Source organism: bacterium, from assembly GCA_035559435.1.
Classification (GTDB): domain Bacteria; phylum Zixibacteria; class MSB-5A5; order WJJR01; family WJJR01; genus JACQFV01.
Window position 1 is genome coordinate 1 of the sequence record DATMBC010000061.1, and the last position, 22,426, is coordinate 22,426.

20 protein-coding genes, 1 tRNA gene and 1 other RNA gene are annotated in these 22,426 nt (G+C 62.9%); 7 read left to right on the forward strand and 15 right to left on the reverse strand.

Annotated elements, in window-relative coordinates; all coding sequences use genetic code 11:
* The 5 genes from secA to ffs form a co-directional block, all read right to left on the reverse strand.
* The coding region (secA, locus tag VNN55_07140; protein HWO57324.1) for a preprotein translocase subunit SecA at positions 1 to 2,238 on the reverse strand (2,238 nt) is incomplete at its 3' end.
* Between the two features lie 98 nt (positions 2,239 to 2,336).
* Positions 2,337 to 2,936 (reverse strand): recombination mediator RecR, encoded by a 600-nt coding sequence (gene recR / locus VNN55_07145; protein ID HWO57325.1) that lies wholly within the window; start codon positions 2,934 to 2,936, stop codon positions 2,337 to 2,339.
* A 180-nt stretch (positions 2,937 to 3,116) separates the two neighbouring features.
* A complete protein-coding gene (locus VNN55_07150) occupies positions 3,117 to 3,431 on the reverse strand; it encodes a YbaB/EbfC family nucleoid-associated protein (GenBank protein HWO57326.1) in 315 nt (104 codons plus the stop codon).
* 33 nt (positions 3,432 to 3,464) lie between these two features.
* Complete coding sequence (gene dnaX, locus VNN55_07155) at positions 3,465 to 5,129, reverse strand: DNA polymerase III subunit gamma/tau (protein HWO57327.1); 1,665 nt, start codon at positions 5,127 to 5,129, stop codon at positions 3,465 to 3,467.
* Between the two features lie 48 nt (positions 5,130 to 5,177).
* Positions 5,178 to 5,442, reverse strand: an RNA gene (ffs, locus tag VNN55_07160) — signal recognition particle sRNA large type.
* 157 nt (positions 5,443 to 5,599) lie between these two features.
* Here ffs and VNN55_07165 point away from each other — a divergent pair.
* A complete protein-coding gene (locus tag VNN55_07165; protein ID HWO57328.1) occupies positions 5,600 to 6,133 on the forward strand; it encodes a hypothetical protein in 534 nt (177 codons plus the stop codon).
* A gap of 76 nt (positions 6,134 to 6,209) precedes the next feature.
* On the forward strand, positions 6,210 to 6,569 hold the full coding sequence (locus tag VNN55_07170) for a hypothetical protein (protein ID HWO57329.1): 360 nt from the start codon (positions 6,210 to 6,212) through the stop codon (positions 6,567 to 6,569).
* Positions 6,570 to 6,710: 141 nt separating this feature from the next.
* On the opposite strand, the gene VNN55_07175 is transcribed toward VNN55_07170, so the two are convergent.
* Positions 6,711 to 6,783, reverse strand: a tRNA-Ala gene (locus VNN55_07175).
* A gap of 100 nt (positions 6,784 to 6,883) precedes the next feature.
* Entirely contained in the window at positions 6,884 to 7,435 is a 552-nt protein-coding gene (locus tag VNN55_07180) for a peroxiredoxin (GenBank protein HWO57330.1), read from the reverse strand.
* Positions 7,436 to 7,637: 202 nt separating this feature from the next.
* On the opposite strand from VNN55_07180, the gene VNN55_07185 reads away from it, so the two are divergent.
* Together VNN55_07185 and gltA are read left to right on the forward strand one after the other, a co-directional pair.
* Positions 7,638 to 8,474, forward strand: a complete 837-nt coding sequence (locus VNN55_07185) for a sulfide/dihydroorotate dehydrogenase-like FAD/NAD-binding protein (GenBank protein HWO57331.1) — start codon at positions 7,638 to 7,640, stop codon at positions 8,472 to 8,474.
* Complete coding sequence (gltA, locus tag VNN55_07190) at positions 8,471 to 9,940, forward strand: NADPH-dependent glutamate synthase (GenBank protein HWO57332.1); 1,470 nt, start codon at positions 8,471 to 8,473, stop codon at positions 9,938 to 9,940. The genes VNN55_07185 and gltA overlap by 4 nt, the downstream gene beginning before the upstream one ends.
* Positions 9,941 to 10,140: 200 nt before the next feature.
* On the opposite strand, the gene VNN55_07195 is transcribed toward gltA, so the two are convergent.
* The 6 genes from VNN55_07195 to VNN55_07220 all read right to left on the reverse strand — a co-directional run bounded on the left by VNN55_07195 (position 10,141) and on the right by VNN55_07220 (position 17,392).
* The gene (locus VNN55_07195) at positions 10,141 to 11,529 is read right to left on the reverse strand and encodes an NAD(P)(+) transhydrogenase (Re/Si-specific) subunit beta (protein ID HWO57333.1); all 1,389 of its coding nucleotides are present in this window, start codon (positions 11,527 to 11,529) and stop codon (positions 10,141 to 10,143) included.
* A 3-nt stretch (positions 11,530 to 11,532) separates the two neighbouring features.
* Positions 11,533 to 11,811, reverse strand: a complete 279-nt coding sequence (locus VNN55_07200; GenBank protein ID HWO57334.1) for an NAD(P) transhydrogenase subunit alpha — start codon at positions 11,809 to 11,811, stop codon at positions 11,533 to 11,535.
* A gap of 8 nt (positions 11,812 to 11,819) precedes the next feature.
* Complete coding sequence (locus VNN55_07205) at positions 11,820 to 12,974, reverse strand: Re/Si-specific NAD(P)(+) transhydrogenase subunit alpha (protein HWO57335.1); 1,155 nt, start codon at positions 12,972 to 12,974, stop codon at positions 11,820 to 11,822.
* Positions 12,975 to 13,085: 111 nt separating this feature from the next.
* Complete coding sequence (locus tag VNN55_07210) at positions 13,086 to 13,973, reverse strand: 4-hydroxy-3-methylbut-2-enyl diphosphate reductase (GenBank protein ID HWO57336.1); 888 nt, start codon at positions 13,971 to 13,973, stop codon at positions 13,086 to 13,088.
* Positions 13,974 to 14,106: 133 nt separating this feature from the next.
* On the reverse strand, positions 14,107 to 16,083 hold the full coding sequence (gene dxs, locus VNN55_07215; protein HWO57337.1) for a 1-deoxy-D-xylulose-5-phosphate synthase: 1,977 nt from the start codon (positions 16,081 to 16,083) through the stop codon (positions 14,107 to 14,109).
* A 463-nt stretch (positions 16,084 to 16,546) separates the two neighbouring features.
* Positions 16,547 to 17,392 carry a fructose-bisphosphate aldolase gene (locus VNN55_07220; GenBank protein ID HWO57338.1) on the reverse strand — a complete coding sequence of 282 codons (846 nt, stop codon included), beginning with the start codon at positions 17,390 to 17,392 and terminating at the stop codon, positions 16,547 to 16,549.
* Between the two features lie 297 nt (positions 17,393 to 17,689).
* Between VNN55_07220 and VNN55_07225 the strand changes: the two genes are divergently transcribed.
* Together VNN55_07225 and VNN55_07230 are read left to right on the forward strand one after the other, a co-directional pair.
* Entirely contained in the window at positions 17,690 to 18,478 is a 789-nt protein-coding gene (locus tag VNN55_07225; protein HWO57339.1) for a type I restriction enzyme HsdR N-terminal domain-containing protein, read from the forward strand.
* A gap of 65 nt (positions 18,479 to 18,543) precedes the next feature.
* Positions 18,544 to 19,206, forward strand: coding sequence for an ion transporter (locus tag VNN55_07230; protein HWO57340.1), 663 nt, complete (start codon positions 18,544 to 18,546; stop codon positions 19,204 to 19,206).
* Positions 19,207 to 19,362: 156 nt separating this feature from the next.
* Here VNN55_07230 and VNN55_07235 read toward each other — a convergent pair whose 3' ends face one another.
* On the reverse strand, positions 19,363 to 19,914 hold the full coding sequence (locus VNN55_07235; protein HWO57341.1) for a hypothetical protein: 552 nt from the start codon (positions 19,912 to 19,914) through the stop codon (positions 19,363 to 19,365).
* On the opposite strand from VNN55_07235, the gene VNN55_07240 reads away from it, so the two are divergent.
* Positions 19,908 to 20,171, forward strand: a complete 264-nt coding sequence (locus tag VNN55_07240; GenBank protein ID HWO57342.1) for a hypothetical protein — start codon at positions 19,908 to 19,910, stop codon at positions 20,169 to 20,171. The two genes, VNN55_07235 and VNN55_07240, sit on opposite strands and share 7 nt — an antisense overlap.
* 1,342 nt (positions 20,172 to 21,513) lie before the next feature.
* On the opposite strand, the gene VNN55_07245 is transcribed toward VNN55_07240, so the two are convergent.
* A complete protein-coding gene (locus tag VNN55_07245) occupies positions 21,514 to 22,314 on the reverse strand; it encodes a M48 family metallopeptidase (GenBank protein HWO57343.1) in 801 nt (266 codons plus the stop codon).
* Positions 22,315 to 22,426 lie beyond the last annotated feature (112 nt).

Below are 22,426 nucleotides of genomic sequence, written 5' to 3' on the forward strand. Positions count from 1 at the left end.
CGGGCAGTACTTGTCCACAAACTCTTCCGCGATGCTCTCGGCCAGGTTGAGCACGTATTCCCGGTGGTCTTGCTTCTCCAGCAGCTGGCGGCGCAGCCCGTAGATGGCGGTGCGCTGCTTGTTCATCACGTCGTCGTATTCGAGCAGGTGCTTGCGGGCTTCGAAGTTTTGCGCCTCAACGGCCTTCTGCGCGTTTTCAATGCGGCGGGAGATGAGCTTGGACTCGATGGGCACGCCTTCGGTCATGCCCAGGCGGTACATCAGCGCCTTCACGCGTTCGCCGCCGAAGATGCGCAGCAAATCGTCTTCGAGGGAAAGAAAAAATCGCGAGGAGCCCGGGTCGCCCTGCCGGCCGGCGCGTCCGCGCAGCTGATTGTCAATGCGGCGGGCCTCGTGGCGCTCGGTGCCGAGAATGTGCAGGCCGCCCAGCCTGACCACTTCGTCGTGCTCGGCCTGACACTGCTGCTTGTACTGCTCGTAAATCGGCTGCCACGTTTCCAGCGGGACCTGAAAGATTTTTCCTTCCTGCTGGAAGAGCACCATCTGGACGTTGCCGCGGCTGTCGGCCGCGCCGACAGTCCCTGGCGCGGTCTGCACCGGAGCCACGTAGGGCATGGCCAGTTTTTGTTTCAGGCAGTACTCGCGGGCCATGAACTCCGGGTTGCCGCCGAGCAGGATGTCTGTGCCGCGGCCGGCCATGTTGGTGGAGACGGTGACCGCGCCTTTGCGCCCGGCCTGCGCGATAATCCACGCTTCGCGCTCGTGCTGCTTGGCGTTGAGCACGTGGTGGGGAATGCCTGCGCGCTTGAGCAAGCCGGCGATGACTTCCGATTTTTCAATGGAAATCGAACCGATGAGCACCGGCTGGCCGCGTTCATAAAATTGCTTCACGCCATCGGCGAAGCTGCCGTCTTCCTGCAGCACGCCGTTGACCACGGCGGTGAATTTCTCGGCTTCGGTGCGGTACACCACGTCGGGGTACTCGATGCGGATGAGCGGCTTGTTGGTGGGAATCACCACCACATCGAGGTTGTAAATCTTCGAGAACTCCGCGGCCTCGGTCTCCGCCGTGCCGGTCATGCCGGAGAGTTTCTTGTACATGCGGAAATAGTTTTGAAAGGTGATGGTGGCCAGGGTCTGATTTTCGCGCTCGATGCGCACGCCTTCTTTGGCCTCGATGGCCTGATGCAGGCCGTCGGACCAGCGGCGGCCGGGCATTTGCCGTCCGGTGAATTCGTCAATGATGATGACTTCACCGTCTTTCACCACGTAGTCCACATCTTTTTTGAACAGGGTGTGCGCGCGCAGGGCCTGATAGACGCCGTGAATGGTGTCCATGTGCGCGGGGTCGTACAGATTGCCGAGGCCCAGCAAGCGCTCGCACTTGCTGACGCCTTCTTCGGTCAGCGTAGCGGTCTTGTGTTTTTCGTCAATCGTGTAGTCAATGTCGCGAATCAGCTTGGGAATAATCTTGTCCGCGCGGTAATACTTGTCGGTGGATTCCTCCGCGGGGCCGGAAATAATCAGCGGGGTGCGCGCCTCGTCAATCAGGATGGAGTCCACCTCGTCCACGATGGCGAAGTGGTGGCCGCGCTGGACGCAGTGCGCGAGATCGTACTTCATGTTGTCGCGCAGGTAGTCGAAGCCGAATTCGTTGTTGGTGCCGTAGGTGATGTCGCACTCGTACTGGGCGCGGCGGGTGGGCGGATCCTGGTCGTGCTGGATCACGCCGACGGTCAGCCCGAGGAACTTGTAGATTTCGCCCATCCATTCGGCGTCGCGGCGGGCGAGGTAGTCGTTGACGGTGACCAGATGCACGCCCTTGCCTTCGAGGGCGTTGAGGTACAGCGGCAGGGTGGCGACCAGCGTCTTGCCTTCGCCGGTGGCCATCTCGGCGATCTTGCCTTCATGGAGGACCACGCCGCCGATCAACTGGACATCGTAGGGGACCATGTTCCAGGTGGTCGGAATCCCGACCACCTCCCAGGTCTTCCCCACCAGCCGCTTGCAGGCCTGTTTGACCACGGCGAAGGCCTCGGGGAGGAGGTCATCAAGCGTTTCGCCGTTTTCAAGCCGCTGCTTGAACTCGGCGGTCTTCGCCTGGAGCTGCTCGTCGGAGAGCGACTCAAACTCCTCGAAGCGGAGGTTGATCGTCTCGACAATCGGCATGATGCGCCGCACATCGCGGTCGTGCTTGGAGCCGAAGATCTTGGTGAGAGCCGATTCAAGGAATGACATGGTCAACCTGATCCTCTGTGTGGCCGGCGGCTCGGCGGGAGCCCCGCCTTCTCGCGGGGAGGGGACGGACTCCACGGGCGCCGCGCGCCATCAAACGGCTAAAATTCCGTCCGTCCTTCGAGCGCGCGCATGATCGTGTTGGTGTCGGCGTACTCGACATCGCCGCCCATCGGCAGCCCGCGGGCGATGCGCGAGATCGTCACCCCCAGCGGTTTGAGCACCTTGGCCAGGTAGTTGGCGGTCATCTCCCCTTCGGCGGTCGGGTTGGTGGCGAGGATCACCTCGCGGATGCCGTCGCCTTTGATCCGCGCCACCAGCTCGCTGATCTTCAGCTCCTCGGGGCCGATGCCGTCCAGCGGCGAAAACACGCCGCCCAACACATGATACACGCCCTGGTAGGCGCCGGAGCGTTCGAAGGCCAGGACATCGTGCGGTTCCTCGACCACACAGACCATGGCCTTGTTGCGTTCGGTCGAGCGGCAGATCGGGCAGGGGTCATCGTCGGTGATGTTGTAGCAGACCGAGCAAAAGACGATCCGCTCCTTGACCGCGATGATCGCCTGCGCCAGGGCGCGCGCCTGGTCCATCGGCGCCTGCATGACATGATAGGCCAGCCGGTAGGCGGACTTTTTCCCCACGCCCGGCAGTTTGGCGAATTGATCGATCAGGTGATCGAGGGTGGCGGAAGTGTTGGCCATGGCGCGTCAGTCTGCGGTCGGGGGGAAACAAAGATTGCTTCGTCGATGCCCGCCTGCGGCGGGCATCTCCTCGCAATGACGAATTGCAGCATTCCCGTCTCCGGAATTCGTCATTGCGAGGAGTCCGCCGAAGGCGGACGACGAAGCAATCTTTGTTGGGGTCGTTCCGGACCGCACCGTCTAAAATCCCATTCCCGGCAGCGGCATGCCGCCGGTCAGCTTCGACATGCTCTGCGCCTGCAGTTCGGCGGCCTTCTGGTTGGCCTGGTTGACGGCGACGCAGATCAGTTCTTCCAGCATTTCGATATCGTCCGACTTGACCACTTCGGGATCGAGTTTGACGGAGAGGACTTCGCGCTTGCCATTGACGGTCACCTTGACCATGCCGCCGCCGGCGGTGCCCTCAACGGTCTCATTCTCGAGCGACTGCTGGATCTTCTCCATCTCCGCCTGCATCTTGCGCACCTGCTTGAGCAGCTGTTCCATATTCGTCATGGGTTCTCCCCTACGGCGTTCGGGCCGTGAGCGCTATTCTACGATTTCCCCGTCAAAACGCCGCAAGATTTCTTGCAGTCCATGGTCGGCCAATCGCTGCTCGTCGGCGGCCTTGGCCGGACGGGCCGGCGCGGGCGAGGATGCGCCGATGGGGGCGGAGGCCGGCATGGCATCGAGCGATTTGACATGGATGCTCAGACGCGCTCCCTGGCCGATGGCCCGGATGGTCTCGGTGTGAATCAGGTCGCGCACCGACTTTTCCGCCAATTGCCGCTGTTGGAACTCGTTGCTTTTGGCCACGTGCAGCTCGAACACACCGGGCGAGGTGCGCACGATCTGCGCATGCCCCAGAACTGAACGCAGACTGGGACGGTGCTCGCAGATCGCTTCGAGGATCGGCTCCCAGGCCAACTCACCGACGGCGGCGCGCGGCGGCTCCGGCGCCAACGGCGGTTCCGGCTCGGGAGCGCGTACCATCGGCTTGGTCGGCAGCGGCGCCCTGGCCTGGGGCGGCGCCGGTGGAGCGGCGGGACGCGGCGCCGGTGGCATCGCGGCGCCCTGTGCTTCCAGTCGTTTCAGCAGTGCGCGCAGGTCGATCGAGGATTCCATTCGCGCGGCGCGCATGGCGTAGATCTCCAGCTCCATGCGCGGCTGGGGCGCGCCACGCCGCACCCGCTGGCCCACTTCGAGGGCCATCAGCAGCAAACGGAGAAGGTCGTTTTCTTCCCAAGTAGAAGCGGTCGTGCGGTAGCGCTCCAGGTCCTCGGCGCCCAGCCCCTCGTCGCTGAATTTCGCGCCAAGGGTTTTGGCGAACAGCAGGCGCTTGAGGTGTTCGGTCAACTGCCGCGCGAACTGCAGGTAGTCGCGCCCGGCGCGTGCCACCGCCCCCACCGCATCGATCGCGGCCCCGACATCGGCGCGCGCGACCGCATCGGTGAAGGCAAAGAGTATCTGGGTGTCGACCAGCCCCAGCGCCTCGTTGGCCAGATCGACGGTGACTCGTCCCCCGGCGTAGGCGGCGATCTGGTCGAGAAGCGAGAGCGAATCACGCACCGACCCGGCCGCCTCGGCGGCGATCACTTCCAGCGCCCCCGGCTCGATATCGAGCTTCTCGTTGGACGCGATGGTCTGCAGGTGGCGGCGCAGGGCATCCTGCGAGAGCAAGTGGAAATCCAGACGCAGCGAGCGCGAACGCACCGTCTGCGGCACTTCGTGCGCCTCGGTGGTGGCGAAGATGAACTTTACCGCCGGCGGCGGCTCCTCCAGCGTCTTCAGCAGCGCGTCCTTGGCATTTGAGGTCAGCCGGTGGACCTCATCGATGATGTAGATTTTGAACCGCGATTGCGCCGGCACATAAAGCGTCGAGTCGCGCAGGTCGCGGATCTGGTCGACGCCGGTGTTGGAGGCGGCGTCGATTTCCAGCACATCGAGGTTGGAGCCAGTGGTGATCGACCGGCAGGCGTGGCACTCGTTGCACGGCGTCGGGGTCGGCCCCTTCTCGCAGTTGAGCGCCTTGGCAAGGATGCGCGCGGTCGTGGTCTTGCCGGTGCCTCGCGGTCCGCAGAAGAGGTAGGCGTGGTGGATGCGTCCGGAGGCCAGCGCGTTCTTCAGGGTCGTGGTGACCTGCGGTTGCGCGACGACATCGTCGAAGGTCTGCGGGCGCCACTTGCGGGCGAGGGCCTGGTAGGAGTCAGCCATTTGAAATAGGTCCCATAGGTCCCATAGGACCTATATAAGAATTTGGGTTCGTGCACCCGTCGTCGACCTTGCCCGTCACGACCGGCCCGCCAGCCAACTCCGACTGGGCCACCTTACGTCACACGATACGATCCGCTTACCGTTGCTACCTTCCGGTCCTGGCGGGGTTGGGCGACCGACCGTTGCGCAAGACCCGGTCATCAACATCACTTAACCGGCCTGCATCATGTCGGGCTGGAGGCCTCGGACGGTCTTCAGCCCCGGTAGAGCGGGTTCCGGGTACAGGGCACCGCTATCTCCCCGCCTAGCACGAACCCAGCCGATTATACCACTCGCTGAGGGGGCAGACAAGGACGATACCCGCCGCCGCGCGGCGCGCCGCCGTGCATAACCGATTGACGGAAGTGACATTGCCCGCCTGGCATCACTTTGTTTGAACCCGGGGCCCCGCGGAGGCGTACAAGCGGACAATGAGTTGGGTTCGCGGCGCCCTCATCCTCGTCGTTTCGCTTCTGCTCACCGGCTTCCAGGCGGCGCCGGGACCGTATGTCCTTTGCATCGGTCCCTGCGAGATCGAAGGGGCCCCCGCACCGGTCGAGATGGTCTGCTGGTCGGGGCCGGAGGCGTCCGGTTGCTGCCTGAACGTGGAGGCCGACGACGATTGCTCAGGCTGCACCCCGACCGGCCCCGCCGACTGCGCCGCCGATGCCGCCTGCGTCACGACGACCGATTGCCTGCCGCTTCCCTGCGACGGCGAGAGCCCCTGCCCCATGGATTGGGGGGATTGTCCGGTGTGTCTGCCGGGACGCGCCCTCGCCATGCGGGTCATCGAGGCCGATTCGCGATCGGGCAGCCCCGATCCGGCGCCCGTCAGTATCGCCACGCTGGCGTTGCGCCAACTGGATCAGACGCTTCAACTCGCCCACAGCCACGCTCCACCCTCTCATCTTCTTGCTGAATCCGGATCCGCCATCTGCATCAAGCATTGCCTGCTTCTGATTTGAGAGACGGCTCCTGGTCTGAGATCCGGTCCCGCGGTGGGATCGGTGTCAACTCTCACAACCGAAGAAGGAGTCTGTCATGCAGACCACATTGCGTCTGACCATGATGGCGCTGGCCATCGTGGCGTTGGGAATGTCGTTTGCCGCTGCCTGGGCGGATGAAACGAACCTCTGCACATCAACGGCGTGCGCGTCCGCATGCGCCGGCATGACGGTGGAAGAGTGCCGGGATGTCTGTCCTCCGGAGTGTGTGGTGATCTGCGAGGAGAGCGCGTCGGGCGGCTGCGCCTCTGCGGCTGAGGTTGCCTGCGGGCCCGGCTGCGCGCTGACCGGATGCGGGGACAAGGCCACCGCCGCTACCTCCGCGGCGGTCCTTGACCCCTCCGGTCAGGTCTTCTTTCACCGGACCATCGGCCATGGAGATGATCTCCTGAAGTAGACAACCGGCCGACGGCGCCGCCACACCGAAGTAGACGCGGTCTGCGCATCCGGGAAAACGGGCCGGGTGGTCGCACCCGGCCCGTTTGTTGGGCGCCAAAACACGAGGGCTCCGCGTGTGCGGAGCCCTCGTCAATTCAAATGGAGCAGAGCGGGATCGAACCGCCGACCTGTACGTTGCGAACGTACCGCTCTCCCAGCTGAGCTACTGCCCCATGTGGAACCCTGATGCGAGATCAGGCGCAGGGGGAATATAATCCAAACCGAATCGGGATGGCAAGGGCGCGACGGCCCGCCCGGATTCGCCGGAGCGGCCTACCGGATCCCGGCCAGCGCCGTCTTCAGCGCTTCAAAATCCTGCGGTTCGCGCGCGCGGTAGTTGTCGTTCATGTAGGCGATCCGTCCATCGGACCCCACCACATAGACCGTCCGGCGATTAAGCAGGTGCGCCGGATCGTAGCTGTTGTAGAGCCGCGCCACGGCGTGATCATGATCGGACAGCAGCTCAAAGGGCAGGTTGTGATGGCGCGCCCATTCGTAGTGCGACCACTTGTAGTCGCCGGAAATTCCCCACACTCGCACGCCCAGTTTGCTGAGCTCGGCGAAATGATCGCGGAAGGTGCAGACCTCGACGGTGCAACCGCCGCTCCAGTCGGCCGGATAGAAGGCCAGCACGATCGGCCCGTGGCCCAGCTCATGGGAGAGAGTCAGCGGTTCGGCGGCGATGGAATCTTTGGTCGCATACGGCAGGGTGAAATCGGGGGCCTGGGCGCCCACAACCAGCGTGTCAGCCGCCTGTGTCGGTGATGTCATCGGAATCTCCAGGGTCAGCGCCAGCCATAGAAGCGGCAGGATTGTACGGAACACTTGCGATCCTCCTCGGGCGCCGGTTAGAACAGCGACGACGGCAAAAAGTTCGCTCTCCGGCTCCGGGGCTGGCAAATAGACGGATTTCAGTCGCCTTTGTCAAAAGGTTTGGCAGACGCATGCTATTGCCAAATGGCGAGTTAAAGCCACTGGTATATTCGGGTAAGTTCGCCGCCCAAACCCGGCGAACGGAGATGAGGCCATGTATCCGATCGTAAAGAAATCCATGCTCACCCCGACCATGGCGATGATGCACGTCAAAGCGCCATGGGTCGCCCGCAAGGCGCAACCGGGACAATTCATCATCGTGCGGCTGGGCGAGGAAGGCGAGCGCATCCCCCTGTCGCTGTCGGGATGGGACCGAGAGGAAGGCACGTTGCGTCTGATCATTCAGGCGGTCGGCGCCACCACGCGGCAGATGGTCGCTTTGAAGGAAGGGGACGCCTTCACCGATCTGGTGGGGCCATTGGGGCAACGCGCTCATGGTCTGGGCACGGGCACTCTGGTGGTCATCGGCGGCGGCTACGGCGCCGGCGCGGTAATGCCCACCGCGCGGGAGGCCAAGGCCGAAGGGCGACGGGTCATCGGCATCGTCGGCGCCCGCTCGAAGGATCTGGTGCTGCTCGAGGACGAGATGCGCTCGGTCTGCGACGATGTGCTGATCACCACCGACGACGGCTCCCATGGCATCAAGGGACTGGTGACCGACGCGCTGAAGCGCGTGATCGACCGGGAGCCGGTGGGCGCGGTCCTGGCCATCGGGCCGGTGCCGATGATGCGCGCGGTCAGCGCGCTGACCCGCCCGCACCAAATCAAGACCATGGTCTCCCTCAACGCCGTGATGGTCGACGGCACCGGGATGTGCGGCGGCTGCCGGGTCACGGTCGGGGGACAAACAAAGTTTGCCTGCTTTGATGGCCCGGATTTCGACGGGCATCAGGTCGATTACGACGAATTGGCGCTGCGCCAGCGGATGTACCGTCCGCTGGAAGCGCTGGCGCTTGATCACCTCTGCCATATCGAGAAGGCAATGCCATGACCGACACCCGGAAACTCACGCCCAAGGAACGGATGAAGATTCCCCGGCAGTTCATGCCGGAGCAGGAACCGGAAAAGCGCCGCCGCAACTTTCTCGAGGTGCCGTTTGGATTCGACGCCGAGACGGCGATGCGCGAGGCCACCCGTTGCCTGGAATGCCTCAAGCCGACCTGCATCGAGGGCTGTCCGGTGCAGATTGACATCAAGTCGTTCATCCACCTGATCGTCGAGGGGGACTTCGGCGCGGCGGCGCGCAAGATCAAAGAGACCAATGTGCTGCCGGCCATCTGCGGGCGGGTCTGCCCGCAGTCCGATCAATGCGAATCAACCTGCGTGCTCGAGAAGAAAGAGCGGCCGATCGCCATCGGCAACCTCGAGCGGTTTGTCGCCGACTGGGAACGCGCCTCCGGCGAAGTCTCAATCCCCGACGTGGCGCCGCCGACCGGGTGCAGGGTTGCGGTGGTCGGATCGGGGCCGGCGGGACTGACCGCCGCCTTCGAACTGGCCAAGCGCGGCCACAAGGTCACCATCTTCGAGGCGCTGCATCGCCCGGGCGGCGTGCTCTTCTATGGCATCCCGCGCTTCCGCCTGCCGGGCGAGGTCATCGAAGCGGAGATCGACTGCCTGCGCAAGATGGGCGTGGAGATCATCTGCAATGCGATCATCGGCAAGTTGTTCACGGTCGATGAATTGGTCGAGGAGGAAGGCTTCGACGCGGTCTTCCTCGGCACCGGCGCCGGCCTGCCCTGGTTTACCGGACTGCCGGGCGAAAACCTCAACGGCATCTATTCGGCCAACGAATGGCTGACACGCATCAATCTGATGCGCGCCGACCGCTTCCCCGAGGCGGCCACACCGGTGCGTTGTGGGAAACGGGTCGCGGTCATCGGCGGCGGCAACACGGCAATGGATGCCTGCCGGACCGCGCTGCGCCTCGGACCCGAGAAGGTGTATTGCTTCTATCGCCGCACCCGCGCCGAAGCCCCGGCGCGCCGCGAGGAGATCGAGCACGCGATCCAGGAGGGCGTCGACTTCCGCTGGCTGACCGCGCCGACGCGCTACATCGGCGATGAGGAGTATTTCGTCAAGGGCATCGAGATCCAGCGCATGGAATTGGGCGAGCCCGACGCCTCCGGACGCCGCCGCCCTGTTCCGGTCGAGGGCTCCGAGGAAATCTTCGACGTCGACACCGTGGTTCTCGCGCTCGGCTTCGGCGTCAATCCGCTCATCACCCAGGCCACCCCCGACATCAAGACCGACAGGAAGGGCGTGGTGGTGGTCGACAAGGCCACCGGCATGACCTCGCGCGAGGGTGTGTTCGCCGCGGGGGATGTGATCACCGGCGGCGCCACGGTCATCCTCGCCATGGGCCAGGCGAAAATCGCGGCCAAGGGATTGCACAACTGGCTGATCCGGCGCAAAGGGCTGGACCTGCCGGTGGAGACAATCGAGACGGCGACCGCGTAGCAGCCCGCACGCATACGATCCCTCATTCCCGGACCATCCGCTTGAGACATTGCCTCAAGCGGATGGTTCTGGGATCTCTTTCCCCGCCTTTCGCAATCGTCTATCGTGGCTTGAGGCAGAAAAGGAGCAGGCGGGGTGGGCGATTCCGTGCAGCACGGTTGCCGTGGCGACCAAGCGAGGACGCGCGCGGGATAGATGAGCTACGACTGCTTGAGCGCGTTGAGGATTTCCAGCACACCCTGCTTGCCGTCGGCGAAGTACATGAGGGTGTTGTCGGCGGCGAAGAGCGGATTGGGAATGCCGGCAAAGCCGGGCGACAGCGAGCGCTTCATGACGATCACGGTCTTGGCCTTGTCGACATCGAGGATGGGCATGCCGGCGATCGGGGATTTGGGGTCGGTGCGGGCGACCGGGTTGACCACGTCGTTGGCGCCGATGACCAGCGCGACATCGACCTGCGCAAACGACGGGTTGATCTCATCCATCTCCTTCATCTTGTCGTAGGGCACATTCGCCTCGGCCAGGAGAACATTCATGTGCCCCGGCATGCGTCCGGCGACCGGATGGATGGCATACTCGACGGTGCAGCCCCGCGCCTCGAGGAAGGCGGCCAGTTGCGCGACCGCATGCTGCGCCTGCGCCACCGCCATGCCGTAGCCGGGCACAATCACGACGTACTGCGCGCCGTCGAAGATCATGGCGACTTCTTCGGCCTGCACCGACTTGATCCGTCCGGCGTAGACATCCTCGGCCCTGGCCGCCGCGCCGGCGGCGGTCCCCTTGCCGGTCATCACGTTGGCCAGCGAACGATTCATCGCCTTGCACATGATGTTGGTGAGGATAATGCCGGAGGAACCGACCAGCGACCCGGCGATGATCAGCGCATAGTTGTTGAGCACAAAGCCGGTGGCCGCGCCCGCCATACCCGAATACGAGTTGAGCAGGGCAATCACCACCGGCATGTCGGCGCCGCCGACGGGGAGAATGAGGGTAAAACCGAGGATCGTGGCGATGCCGCAGATCAGCCAGTAGTACTCAATGTCATAGGGCGAATGCGCCAGCATGGCGGTCAGTGCCAGCGCCGCGAGAAGCAGGAGGCCGTTGAACACCTGCTGGCCGGGGAAGGCGACCGACTTTTCGCTCATCACCCCTTCGAGTTTGGCCCATGCCACCAAGCTGCCCCACCAGGTGACGACGCCGATCAAACCCGACAGGCCGGTGGCGATGGTCATCTGCAGCGAGGGGTCGCCGGGCAGATGCAGCGCCTCGTGGATGGCCGCGCCGGCGACGAGGACCGAGGCCAAACCGCCGAAGCCATTGAGCAACGCCACCATCTGCGGCATGCCGGTCATCTTCGCACGCAGGGCGAACGCCGCGCCGAGGCCGGAGCCGACCACGCCCCCCAGCAGGATCAATTTGAAGCCAACGATGTGTCGGTCGACCAACGTGGCGACAATGGCAATCAGCATCCCCAGCGCGCCCTGCAGATTGGCGCGCACCGCGGTGCGCGGATGCGAAAGCCCCTTCAACCCGAGGATGAACAGGGTCGCGGCGAGGATGTAGGCCAGATTGATGATCGCTTCGCGCATCGGCTACTTCCGTTTGAACATCCTCAGCATGCGGTGGGTGACGAGAAACCCGCCGACCACATTGATCATGGCAAAGACCACCGCGGCGGTGCCCAGCACCGCGGTCAGGGTGGTGTGCTGCGAGCCGGCCGAGAGGATCGCGCCGATGATGGTGATCCCGGAGATCGCGTTCGATCCCGACATGAGCGGCGTGTGCAACGTCGGCGGGACCTTGCTGATCACCTCGAAACCGAGGAAGTTGGCCAGCACCAGAATGGTCAATGCGATGACAAAGATTTCCATGGCGATTCTCAAGCGCGCGCGGCGAGCGCATCCTTCACACGCGCATGCACGATGGCGCCGTTTTCGATGACCAGCGTCTCGTGGATGATCTCATCCTCGTGATTGATGACCAGTTCGCCCTTCTTGAGCAGAAGCGCCAGCAGATTGGTCACGTTACGGGCATACAACTGGCTGGCGTGATACGGCACCGACGAGGGCAGGTTGACCGCCCCGATCACGGTGACACTGCCGACGCGCACCGTCTGGCCCGGCTTGGTCAGTTCGCAATTGCCGCCCGATTCGCTGGCCAGATCGACGATGACCGAGCCGCTGGGCATGCGCGCCGCCATGTCGGCGGTAATGAGCACCGGCGCGCGTTTGCCGGGGACCGCGGCGGTGGTAATGACAACGTCGCTGGCCTCGATCGCATGCGAGAGCAATTCCCGCTGACGCCGGTAAAACTCCTCCCCCATCGCCTTGGCATAGCCACCCTTGTCCTCGGCGTCCTCAGCGGCGATCTCCAATTCGATGAATTTGGCGCCGAGACTTTCGACCTGCTCTTTGACCGCGGGACGGATGTCATACGAACTGACCACCGCGCCCAGCCGCTTGGCGGTGGCGATCGCCTGCAGTCCGGCGACCCCGGCGCCGATGACCAGCACCCGCGCCGGCGCCACCGTGCCGGCGGCGGTCATCAACAGCGGAAACATGCGCGGCAATTGATCCGCGGCCAGGAGCGCCGCCTTGTAGCCGGCGACCGTCGCCAGCGACGAGAGCGCATCCATGCTCTGCGCGCGGGTGATGCGCGGGATCAATTCCATGGAAAAAACCGTCACCCCGCGACGCGCCAGCTCCTGTATCGCCTCCGGACGGACCAGCGCCTCATGGAAGCCGATCAGGGTCTGCCCCGGACGCAGCGCGTCAAGGTCGGGACGATTGCTGTCGCGATCGGCGCCGTAGCCGTGCAGCTGCACCACGATGTCGGCGCGCGCAAAAACCGCCGCGCGGTCGACCAGTTCGGCCCCTTTGGCGCGGAAATCATCATCGGGATACCCGGCTTTGGCTCCCGCCCCGGCTTCGACGATGACCGTTGCGCCCAGCTTGGTCAGAAGCGGCAGGACCGCCGGGACCATCGCCACGCGTTGCTCACCGGGAAGCGTTTCTCTGGGGACTCCGATGATCATCCGTGCCATCCCCGCGACCGCCGCTTTCGGCCGATCGAAGGGCCCGCAAGGTACAACGAAAACGGCGATCGTCAAGTGACGATCGCCGCTGTCAGTGACTCTTTTGTCGGGTTAAGCCAGCGCGGCGTGACGGTCGGCGAAACGGCGCGCCAGCGCGTTGCCCACCGCCTCCAGCAGCCACTGCGGCGTGGAGGCCGAGCCAGAAATCCCGACCGACTCGACGCCTTCGATCCACTCGGCCTGCACCTCAGCGGCGGTCTCAACCCAGTAGGAGCGCGGATTGACGCTCTTGCAGACCTCGTGCATCACCATCGTGTTGGAGGAATTGCGTCCGCCGACAAAGATGATCGCATCGACCGAACGGGCGAAGACCCGCAGCTCGTTTTCGCGGTCGGCGACGAAGGCGCAGATCGTGTTGCGCGTGGTGACATCGTGGCAGCGGCGCTGGATCGCCTCGACCATGCCGTACCACATCTCATCGGAAATCGTCGTCTGCGCGATCACGTAGGTGGGACGGTCGGGGTCCAGTTGCATCACGTCGCTTTCGTCGTGCACAACGATCGCCTCGTTGTTGCAGTGCCCGAGGATGCCGATCACTTCGGCGTGCTTGGGCTTGCCGACGATCACCACCTGGTAGCCCTGCTCGTAATACTTCTGCGCGTACTTCTGCGAGCGCGTCACGACCGGGCAGGTGCCATCGACGATCTCCAGCCCCTGTTGCTTCGCCTTCTCAAAGGTCTCGGGCGGCTCGCCATGGGCGCGGATCACCAGCCGCTTGCCGGCCGTGTCCGGCGGGTCATCGTCGCAGGCCAGCACGGTGTGGTCGACTTCGCTTAAGCCCAGTTCCTTCAGACGCGCGATTTCGATGTCGTTATGGATGACATGCCCCAGCGAGGCGGTCCGGTAGCCCGCCTTCAAGTTCTGCTCGGTCAGACGGATCACCCGCTTGACGCCCCCACAGGGGCCGGCCTTGTCATCGACAATGATCTTCAGCGGCACAGTAACTCCCTCATGTAACGCAAAGCGCAACAAGGATTGCTTCGCCCGCGGAAGGCGCGGGCTCGCAATGACGATCCGGTCTTTCCCGTCATGGCGAGGGGTCCGTCGCAGGCGGACGACGAAGCATTCTTTTTCAAGTCCGGGACCTTTCTTCCGCGCTCCGGAATTCGCGCGCTGGATTCATTCCGATCATTCCGAGAACGCGCTTCTCCAGCCGCGCCACCGACAGCCCGGTCAATTCCAGCAGCAGACTGCGCGCGCCATGCGGCACGATGCAGTCCTCGATGGCGATGCACTCGACCTGGACCGGAGCGCGGCGCCTGTGCATCCACTCGGCGATCGCCTGGCCGAAGCCGCCGCGACGGTTCGCCTCCTCCATCGTCACCACCTGGCGATACGTCGTTGCGATCCGCTCCAGCATCGCCTCGTCCAGCGGCTTGACATAGCGGGCGTTGATCACTTCCACCTGCACACCCTGCGCCTCGAGCCGCTCGGCGACTTCCAGCGCCGGTTTGACCATCGCGCCCACCGCCAAGACGCACAGATCGCCGCTGTCGCGCAGACTTTCCCAGGTGCCGATCGGGATGGGCGAGTACGACTCCGACGCCTCAAACCGCCAGGAGGAGCTCTTCGGATAGCGAATCGCAAATGGCCCCTCGCTGTAGGCCAGCGCGGTGAAAAGCAAGTCGCGCAGCTCGTTGCCGTCCTTGGGCGCGGCCACCACCATGCCCGGCACCGAGGCGAGATAGGCCAGATCGAGATTGCCGTGGTGGGTCGGGCCATCCTCGCCGGCCAGACCGGCGCGGTCGAGGCAGAAGATCACCGGCAGACGTTGCAGCGCCGCGTCATGCACCAGATGATCGAAGGCGCGCTGCAGGAAGGTCGAGTAGATGGCGCAGACCGGACGGAACCCCTCGGTTGCCATGCCGGCGGCGAAGGTGACCGCATGCCCCTCGGCAATGCCGACATCGAAGAAGCGGTTGGGGAATGTCTCGGAGAACTTCACCAGCCCGGTGCCGGTGGTCATCGCCGCGGTGATGGCGACCACGCGCGGATCGCGCTGGGCCAGTTGGATCATCACCTGCCCGAAGACATCGGTGTAGGTCGGCACCGGCCGTTCCTTCGGCTTGATCGGCTCGACGCTCGAGGCCGGCGCCGTCATCAGCGCCTTCTCCGGCGCCTTCACCCCGTGCCAGCCGACCGGATCCTTCTCGGCGAACGCGTGCCCCTGCCCCTTGCGGGTGATCAGGTGGATCAAGACCGGTTTTTTGATCTCGCGGGCGCGCTTGAGCACCGCCACCACATCGGCGACGTTGTGCCCGTCGATCGGCCCGACATACTTGAAGCCGAGGTTCTCGAAGAACATCCCCGGCACAATCAGCGACTTGAGCGAATCATCGATGCGCCGCGCCATCAGTTGCAGACGGTCATGGAAGGGCGCCTTGCCCAGCGCCTGCCAGATTTCGCCGCGCAGTTTGTTGAGGAATGGATCGGTGATGATCTCGGCGAGGTAGCGCGAGATCGCCCCGACATTGGGAGAGATCGACATGCGGTTGTCGTTGAGGATGACCGTGAGATCGGTCCCGCTCACGCCGGCGTTGTTGAGCCCCTCATACGCCAGCCCGCCGGTGATTCCGCCATCGCCAACCACCGCGACCACTTCAAAGCTCTCGTTTTTCAGGTCGCGCGCCTTGGCGATGCCCAGCGCCGCTGAGATGGCGGTCGAGGCATGCCCCGCGCCGAAGACATCGTACTCCGATTCGTCGCGCTTGAGGAACCCGGAGATGCCCTCGTAGCGCCGGATGGTCGGCAACAGGTCGCGCCGTCCGGTGAGAATCTTGTGCACATACGCCTGATGGCCGACATCCCAGACGATCTTGTCGCGCGGGGTGTTGTAGGCGTAGTGGAGCGCCACGGTCAGTTCGACCGCGCCCAAAGACGAGGCGAAATGCCCGCCGACCTGGCCGATCACCTCGATGATGTAATGCCGGATCTCGTCGCAGAGCTGCTTCAGCTGCTCGGCCGACAGCGACTTGAGGTCCGCCGGCGAATTGATCGTCGCCAGCAGTTCCGGCACACGGCCATTGGGCTGATCAACAGAATTGGTCAATGCGATTCCAGTGTGGTTGCGGAAGTCGGCCGACGGCCCGCGCCGCCCCGAATGGGATGAATTTCAGTCCGTCCTCCGCCCTTGGCAACCCCAAAAACGGCCCTTCCGGGCCGCGAATCCTGCCCATCCTGACGTAGGGACGTATTGCCTACGCCCCTCTCCCCGGCCACCGGCGCGCAAATGGGCGTGTTGCCTACGCCCTTCGCTTCGGCCTTCATCCGTCATTGCGAGCCCCGCGCCATTCCGCAGCCCCATGGGCCAGGCTGTCCCGCGCGGGGCGAAGCAATCTTTGTTACCCCCACCACCGCGCCAAAAAAGGTTGCTTCGTCGTCCGCCTCCGGCGGACTCCTCGCAATGACGCTGCTGGCTTCCGCTCAACTCCACCCGACCCGTCATTGCGAGCCCCGCACCATTCCGCAGCCCCATGGGCCAGGCTGTCCCGCGCGGGGCGAAGCAATCTTTGTTACCCCCGCTCCGGCATCCCGTACTGCCCGAGCACCTCATGCACCTTCCGGCCGATGGCCAGCGCGTCATCCCACTGGCGCTGCCACATGTTGCGTCCGAAGATCAACCCGGTCGCCCCGGCCTTCATGCAGATGTCCACCTTGTGCAGCAAGTCCGCATCCGAGACCTTCGAGCCGCCGGAGAACAGCACCATGCACCTGCCGGCCGACTTGACCACCTTACGCGCCATCTCCAGCTCGTCCATCTGCAGGGTGTTATACGGCTTCGGCGAGTCGGCGGATGTCCCCTTGGGCAGATTGATTTTGACAACATCGGCGCCCAATTCCTCGGCCATGCGCGCGGCATAGTCGACGCAATAGAGCGAATCGCGCCCGCCCTTCTTCTCGGCGAAGGTGCCGCGCGGATACGACCAGACCACCAGCGGCATGCCAAAGCGTTCGCAGTCGGCGCGCACGCTGTTGAGCTGCGCGATGTCGCGATCCTGCGCCGGCGAGCCGACATAGAGCGTGTAACCGACCGCGTCGGCGCCCAGACGCACCGCGTCCTTCACCGAGCCGGTCAGCGGCGAAAAGGCCTCGTCATCCGGCGGAATGGTCGACTTGCCGTTGACCTTCAAAAGCAACGGAATCTTGCCGGCGAACTTCGGGTAGTACCGCTCTGCCAGCCCGATGTGGATCGCCACGCCCGAGTAGCGGCCCTCGATCCCAAGACGGAAGATGTAGTCGGTGTCCAGCGAGTCGGGGTTGTTGAAGAAATCGACCGGCCCATGCTCCAGCCCCTGGTCCAAAGGCAGAAACAGGAAGGTCCCGTTGGCGGGCCCGAACTGGTAGAGCATCCGGTACATACGCGCCTTCTTCCCTGCCGGTAAGTCCATGTCCCACAAGGAAGGGCGGCTCACATGTGCAGTGGCGCTTGAAGTGGTCGGCTTGTTCATCGTGGCGGTACTCATCGGGGTTCCTCGCTTCAACTTGTCGGAGATTGGGTCATGACTGGTCTAAACCGTGGAACCCCAATGTCGGTTTCCCATGGGGGGGCGTCAAGGGGGAATGGGGGCAGTGACACCCGTTTGGCGAGTCGTGGCCCGTGCCCTATATTACCCGCCCGGTCAGTAATGTAACTCGGAGTCAATCAAGGAGACCTTATGGCCAAGAATACGCGCTTGCGTTCAAACCTCAAGTCGTGGATTCCTCGACTGCTTCAAGCTCAGTCTGATAATCTCAATGAGGCGGATACTTCGGCTCGAATTGCAAAAGTGTTCGAAGAAGTCCTCGGTTATGACGCTCTAGAAGAGATCGGACGCGAGACTGAAATGAAGGGCAAATATGTTGACTTGGCGATAAAACTGGATGGTGCCATAAAGATTCTCATCGAGGTAAAGTCTGCTGGAGTCACACTCCGAGATCGGCACATCGAACAGGCCGAGGGCTATGCATCGCGAAACAACTACGAATGGGTATTGCTCACCAACGGCATAGTTTGGACCCTGTATCACTTAAGTTTCGAGGAGGGAATCGAGTATGAGCGGGTGTTTTCGGTGGACATTGGGCAATGCGAGCTAGACGAGGCCTGCGAGTGCTTTTCACTCCTGAGCAGAGATTCGATCCGTAAGAATCTGCACGAAAAGCATTGGGAGCACCAGTCTGCCTTAAGCCCGGCCCAGCTGGGAAAATCCATCTTCAGAGAGGACGTCCTCATGTATCTCCGAAGAATCATTCGCAAACAAAACGGGATCCTCGTGGACCTCGAAGACTTGGCAAACGCCATCCAGGGGATGCTCTCGACGGAGACACGTGAATTGATGGGACCGCCTCGCATCCGTCGGCAACGGAGACGGACCGCCTCAGAGAAGGCCGATACGTCTACGGCTCACGCACCTTCGCCAGCAAATGAGACGGCATCGGAAAGTCGTCCCTCTTCGCAACCCGGCTAGGGAGCATTCCATGAGCGTGCAAGACCGATGATACTTACTTCTGCCATTGCATCTAAGGGGTAAACATGCGTTCGGAAGGTTCTGCCGGGCCGTATCAGCTATTTATGCTCGTGCTATGCGTTATGGCGCTGATCCTCTTAGCGATTGACACATTTGTTCCTGCAGGAGAAGACACCGAGACAATTCTCTCTGTTGCTGACACTCTGATTTGCGTGCTCTTCCTCATCGACTTTCTCGTCAGTTTGATCTCAGCGCCAAATCGTTGGCGCTATCTAAGAACTTGGGGCTGGATCGATCTACTTTCTAGCATCCCCGCCGTTAATCTCGCGCGACTCGGGCGTGCTGCAAGGGTGCTTCGCATTCTTCGGGTATTGCGCGGAGTCCGAGCAACGAAGGTGCTATCCTCATTCATTCTCGAAAAACGAGCCGAGAGTGCGGTGCTTGCGGCAGCGATCCTGACGCTTCTCCTGCTCGTCTTCTCGAGCATTGCTGTTTTGGGACTTGAGAGGGGTGTCGAGAACGCAAACATCCGTACAGCAGAAGATGCGCTATGGTGGGCAGTGGCAACAGTTACGACCGTAGGATACGGAGATCGTTATCCCATCACGACTGAGGGGCGCGTGATTGCGGGCATACTGATGATAGCTGGCGTGGGATTATTCGGGACTTTTTCCGGATTCGTGGCATCGTGGTTCTTGGCTCCGCGAAGAGGGAACGAAGCGAAGTAACCTCAAGCCGGGACAGGGTCATATGGAAGAGCCCGGTGCACCGCAGCAACGCCCGCCGGAGGCGGACTTGTCGTGGGCGCTGATCGTCGGGAGTCGTGCAACTCATCCCCTGCGTCCTAGAATTGGACACAGCGCCTCCTTCAAGATAGCCCCGTCCTACATCTTAGTGGCAGCACTCCCGACAAACGTCGAGAGAATGGCATTGAAGTGGGCTGCCATTTTAGGCCAGAGCAACGCACCATTCACACGCCCGGCCAGCCCCCAGTTCCACGTTCCTCCTGTGACGCCGCCCAACAGATACAGGAATTCAAACACATCGCTGGTCTTCGCCTCCGGCGAGGCGAAGCGCTCCTTGAATCGCGCGGGGTCGGCAACGGGATGATCGATGTACAAGTCTTCAAGACGTAGCATTAGTACCGTCCATTCGGACTGGGAGTACCCCCACACATCGTGAAGCCGAAAGAGAGAGACTGCTTTGAGGTCACGCGGCTTCAAATCGATGATGATCGCCTTGTCTGCGGTCGCCTTCTCGATCTCTGATATGAGCGCAGTCTCATCAGCGTGCCAAGTATACGGCGCACTTGTCGGGCTCTTCTTGCGCACAAAGGAAGCCAAGGCGGAAGATTTCCCGGCGAGCCGAATCTCTCGAAGGCACGTGAACGCGGCCCGTGACTCGTCGCGATCCACAGAGTAGACGAAGAATGGCACGCATCCTCTCTCAGGAGAGCAGCGTGGCGGTGCGCCCCGGCGCGCTCTCCTCATCCGAAATTGAGCAACTCGCTTTATGTCTCGCCGCGTCCAGCGATTGCGTTGCTAACTTCATGAAAGGGATGAAAACACTTGCAGCGCGCAGTGACCGGCCCGCCGGTGCAGGCCAGAAGCGCCGTAAGCGAGATCGTCATCGCAATCCGACCACGGTCCATTTCGGAAACAAGATGCAAGACGGGGTCTTTCCGCGCAAGTAGTTCGTAAATGCGTACGCTCTTTGTACGCACCGTTTTTCCCGCCGATGCAAAGTACGGTGCGTGCAGAGGGCGCTCGCGCCCTACGGACTACAAGAACTGCGATCCAGCCAATCATAGAACGTCTGCCTATGCGCGGGGTCTTCTGTCCACGCCGGAAGCGGATAGGCGCCGTTCTCAAGTCCCCTCACATACCCGCGCGGGCTGGCAACGCCATCGGGGACACAGCGAATCAAAACGTGCGGGCTGACATTGAGCCGTTCGGCAATCCGGATCAGATGTCCCGTCCACGAATCCACGCTGCCGGCTCTCCCCGGCTCATGGGGACACTTCCGGATCCATGCGACCGCGACTTCGCGGAAACGGGGATCTTGCCTGGCGCGAGCGCCGAACAGATCGGAGTCGGATATCGATTCCCGGCAGTTCTGCCTGGGTGTGCTCGCAACTGCGGCGGCTCGGCGGGAGCCTCGCCCTCCCCAATGCGCGTTCCGGCCCGGGGGGCTGCAACGCCCCGGTTGTTCAACGCTTCTCTGGCTTTTGCATTGATTGATTTGAAGAGCCCCCGGCGAAGCCGGGGAAGTTCTTATTTCTGTCTCTTTCTTTAGGAGCTTTTTTTCGGCGCTCGTAACCGACGAGGAGACATCCGCATGCGCGTGCTTGGTGTTGCCGTATCGCAACCCTCTCGTCGCCGTTTGGCAACGTCGGCGTTGCCGTTTCGCAACGGTGCCCGGTTGCTGGTAATTGAGAGTCGAATGCGCCGGGCATCGCGGCGCCGTCGCCCGATACGATTCCGGTCGCTTCAGATCCAGTTCGATCCGTCCATCGCTGCGAAACTCAACCAGCCCGGCATTCTCCAATACTGTGAGCGCAATCGAAACTGTCGCGACATGCATGTTGGTGGCTTGCGCGATGCACTTCCGGCAATAGCAGGACCTGGTCGCCTTGTTGCGCCAACCCCACGACTGCCGGCACAGGTAGAGGTACAGTTTCAAACTTGCGAGCGAATACGGCCACGCCGACAGCCCTTCGGCGGTCCGATTGGGGAGCGCGATGAATCCGGGTTCCACTCCGGGTCTCTCGCGCAGCGCGTCGTTGGCAGGTGTCATTGGGGGGGCAACAGGGGAAGAACGATCTTGCGGTATTCACCCTATACCCCCCGTGTGACCGTCACCCCCGAAGTGGGGGCGCGGGCGGGTAGCCCTGACACACTGAAACAACTCAGAATGTCACATGAGTCGTCAGATCCACAAAGTTGGTTCGCCGCGTGTCGGGGGCGTTTGAATGCCTTCTGACGAGAGAGGGCCTCGTCAGGGCCGCCCAGCTGGGCCGTGAAGCAAAGGGCGCGTCAACGCCGCAGAGTCGAAGACAATGACTGATCAGTCGGGCTTACCGGCGGGAGTAAGAGGTTCATCACGGAGCGGAATGCCCACTCACTTCTGACCGCGGGACGATGCTCGGGTGGGATCTCCGCAATGAGGCGTGCAACGGCCTGGCATCGGCTGAGAAGATCATCCTCATCCTGCGGGTCCGGCGGACCATAGGAAATGTCCGCGCATGTTTCCTGCACTCTCTCCAGCATCCTGAGGGCAGCGGCCGGCTCGTATCCGGCTGCCACCAGGTAACGGAGGCCAAGGGAGTCGGCATTCAGTTGATCACGCTGTAGTCGCCGGGTGAACTGAGAGGTGCGGGCCGAATCAAGGTTCGCGCTGTCCAGCGGTAACAGCGACAGGCCCTGGAGGGCACAGGCGTGGCCGATCTCGTGACTGAGGACCGCCGCCAAGTCTGCCTCGCTATCCATCCGCCGCAGCATCCCGACGGTCACCTGAACGATTCGGCCGAGAGCGAGCCGCGCCGTCGGCTCCTCATCATCAACCACCATGAATCTCGCCGATCGGGCCCGGCACCCCGCTGGAAGAATCGCGACGAGCTTTCGTCCAACAAAACCGACGTATTCCCCAAGCGCCTTGTTCCGCGAGGCACCCGCGCGCAACAATTCGTAGAAGTTCCCGCACACCCATACATCCGAGAAGTTCCACGCGGTGTCCGCGCCCTCGACAGCGCACGCACCGGCCGTTTCGCTGATACTGACGACCAGCAGCACGCTTATCAGTGCGGGGACACCCAGATATCGGCGCAGCACGATCATTTCAACCTCGCACCTACACTACCCTCAACGAGGAGACTTATTCCACAGATTTGGCGGGGTGGCCCTGACACGCGCCTTGTGTCGGGGCGTGCCGGGTGCCCCATAAGCAACG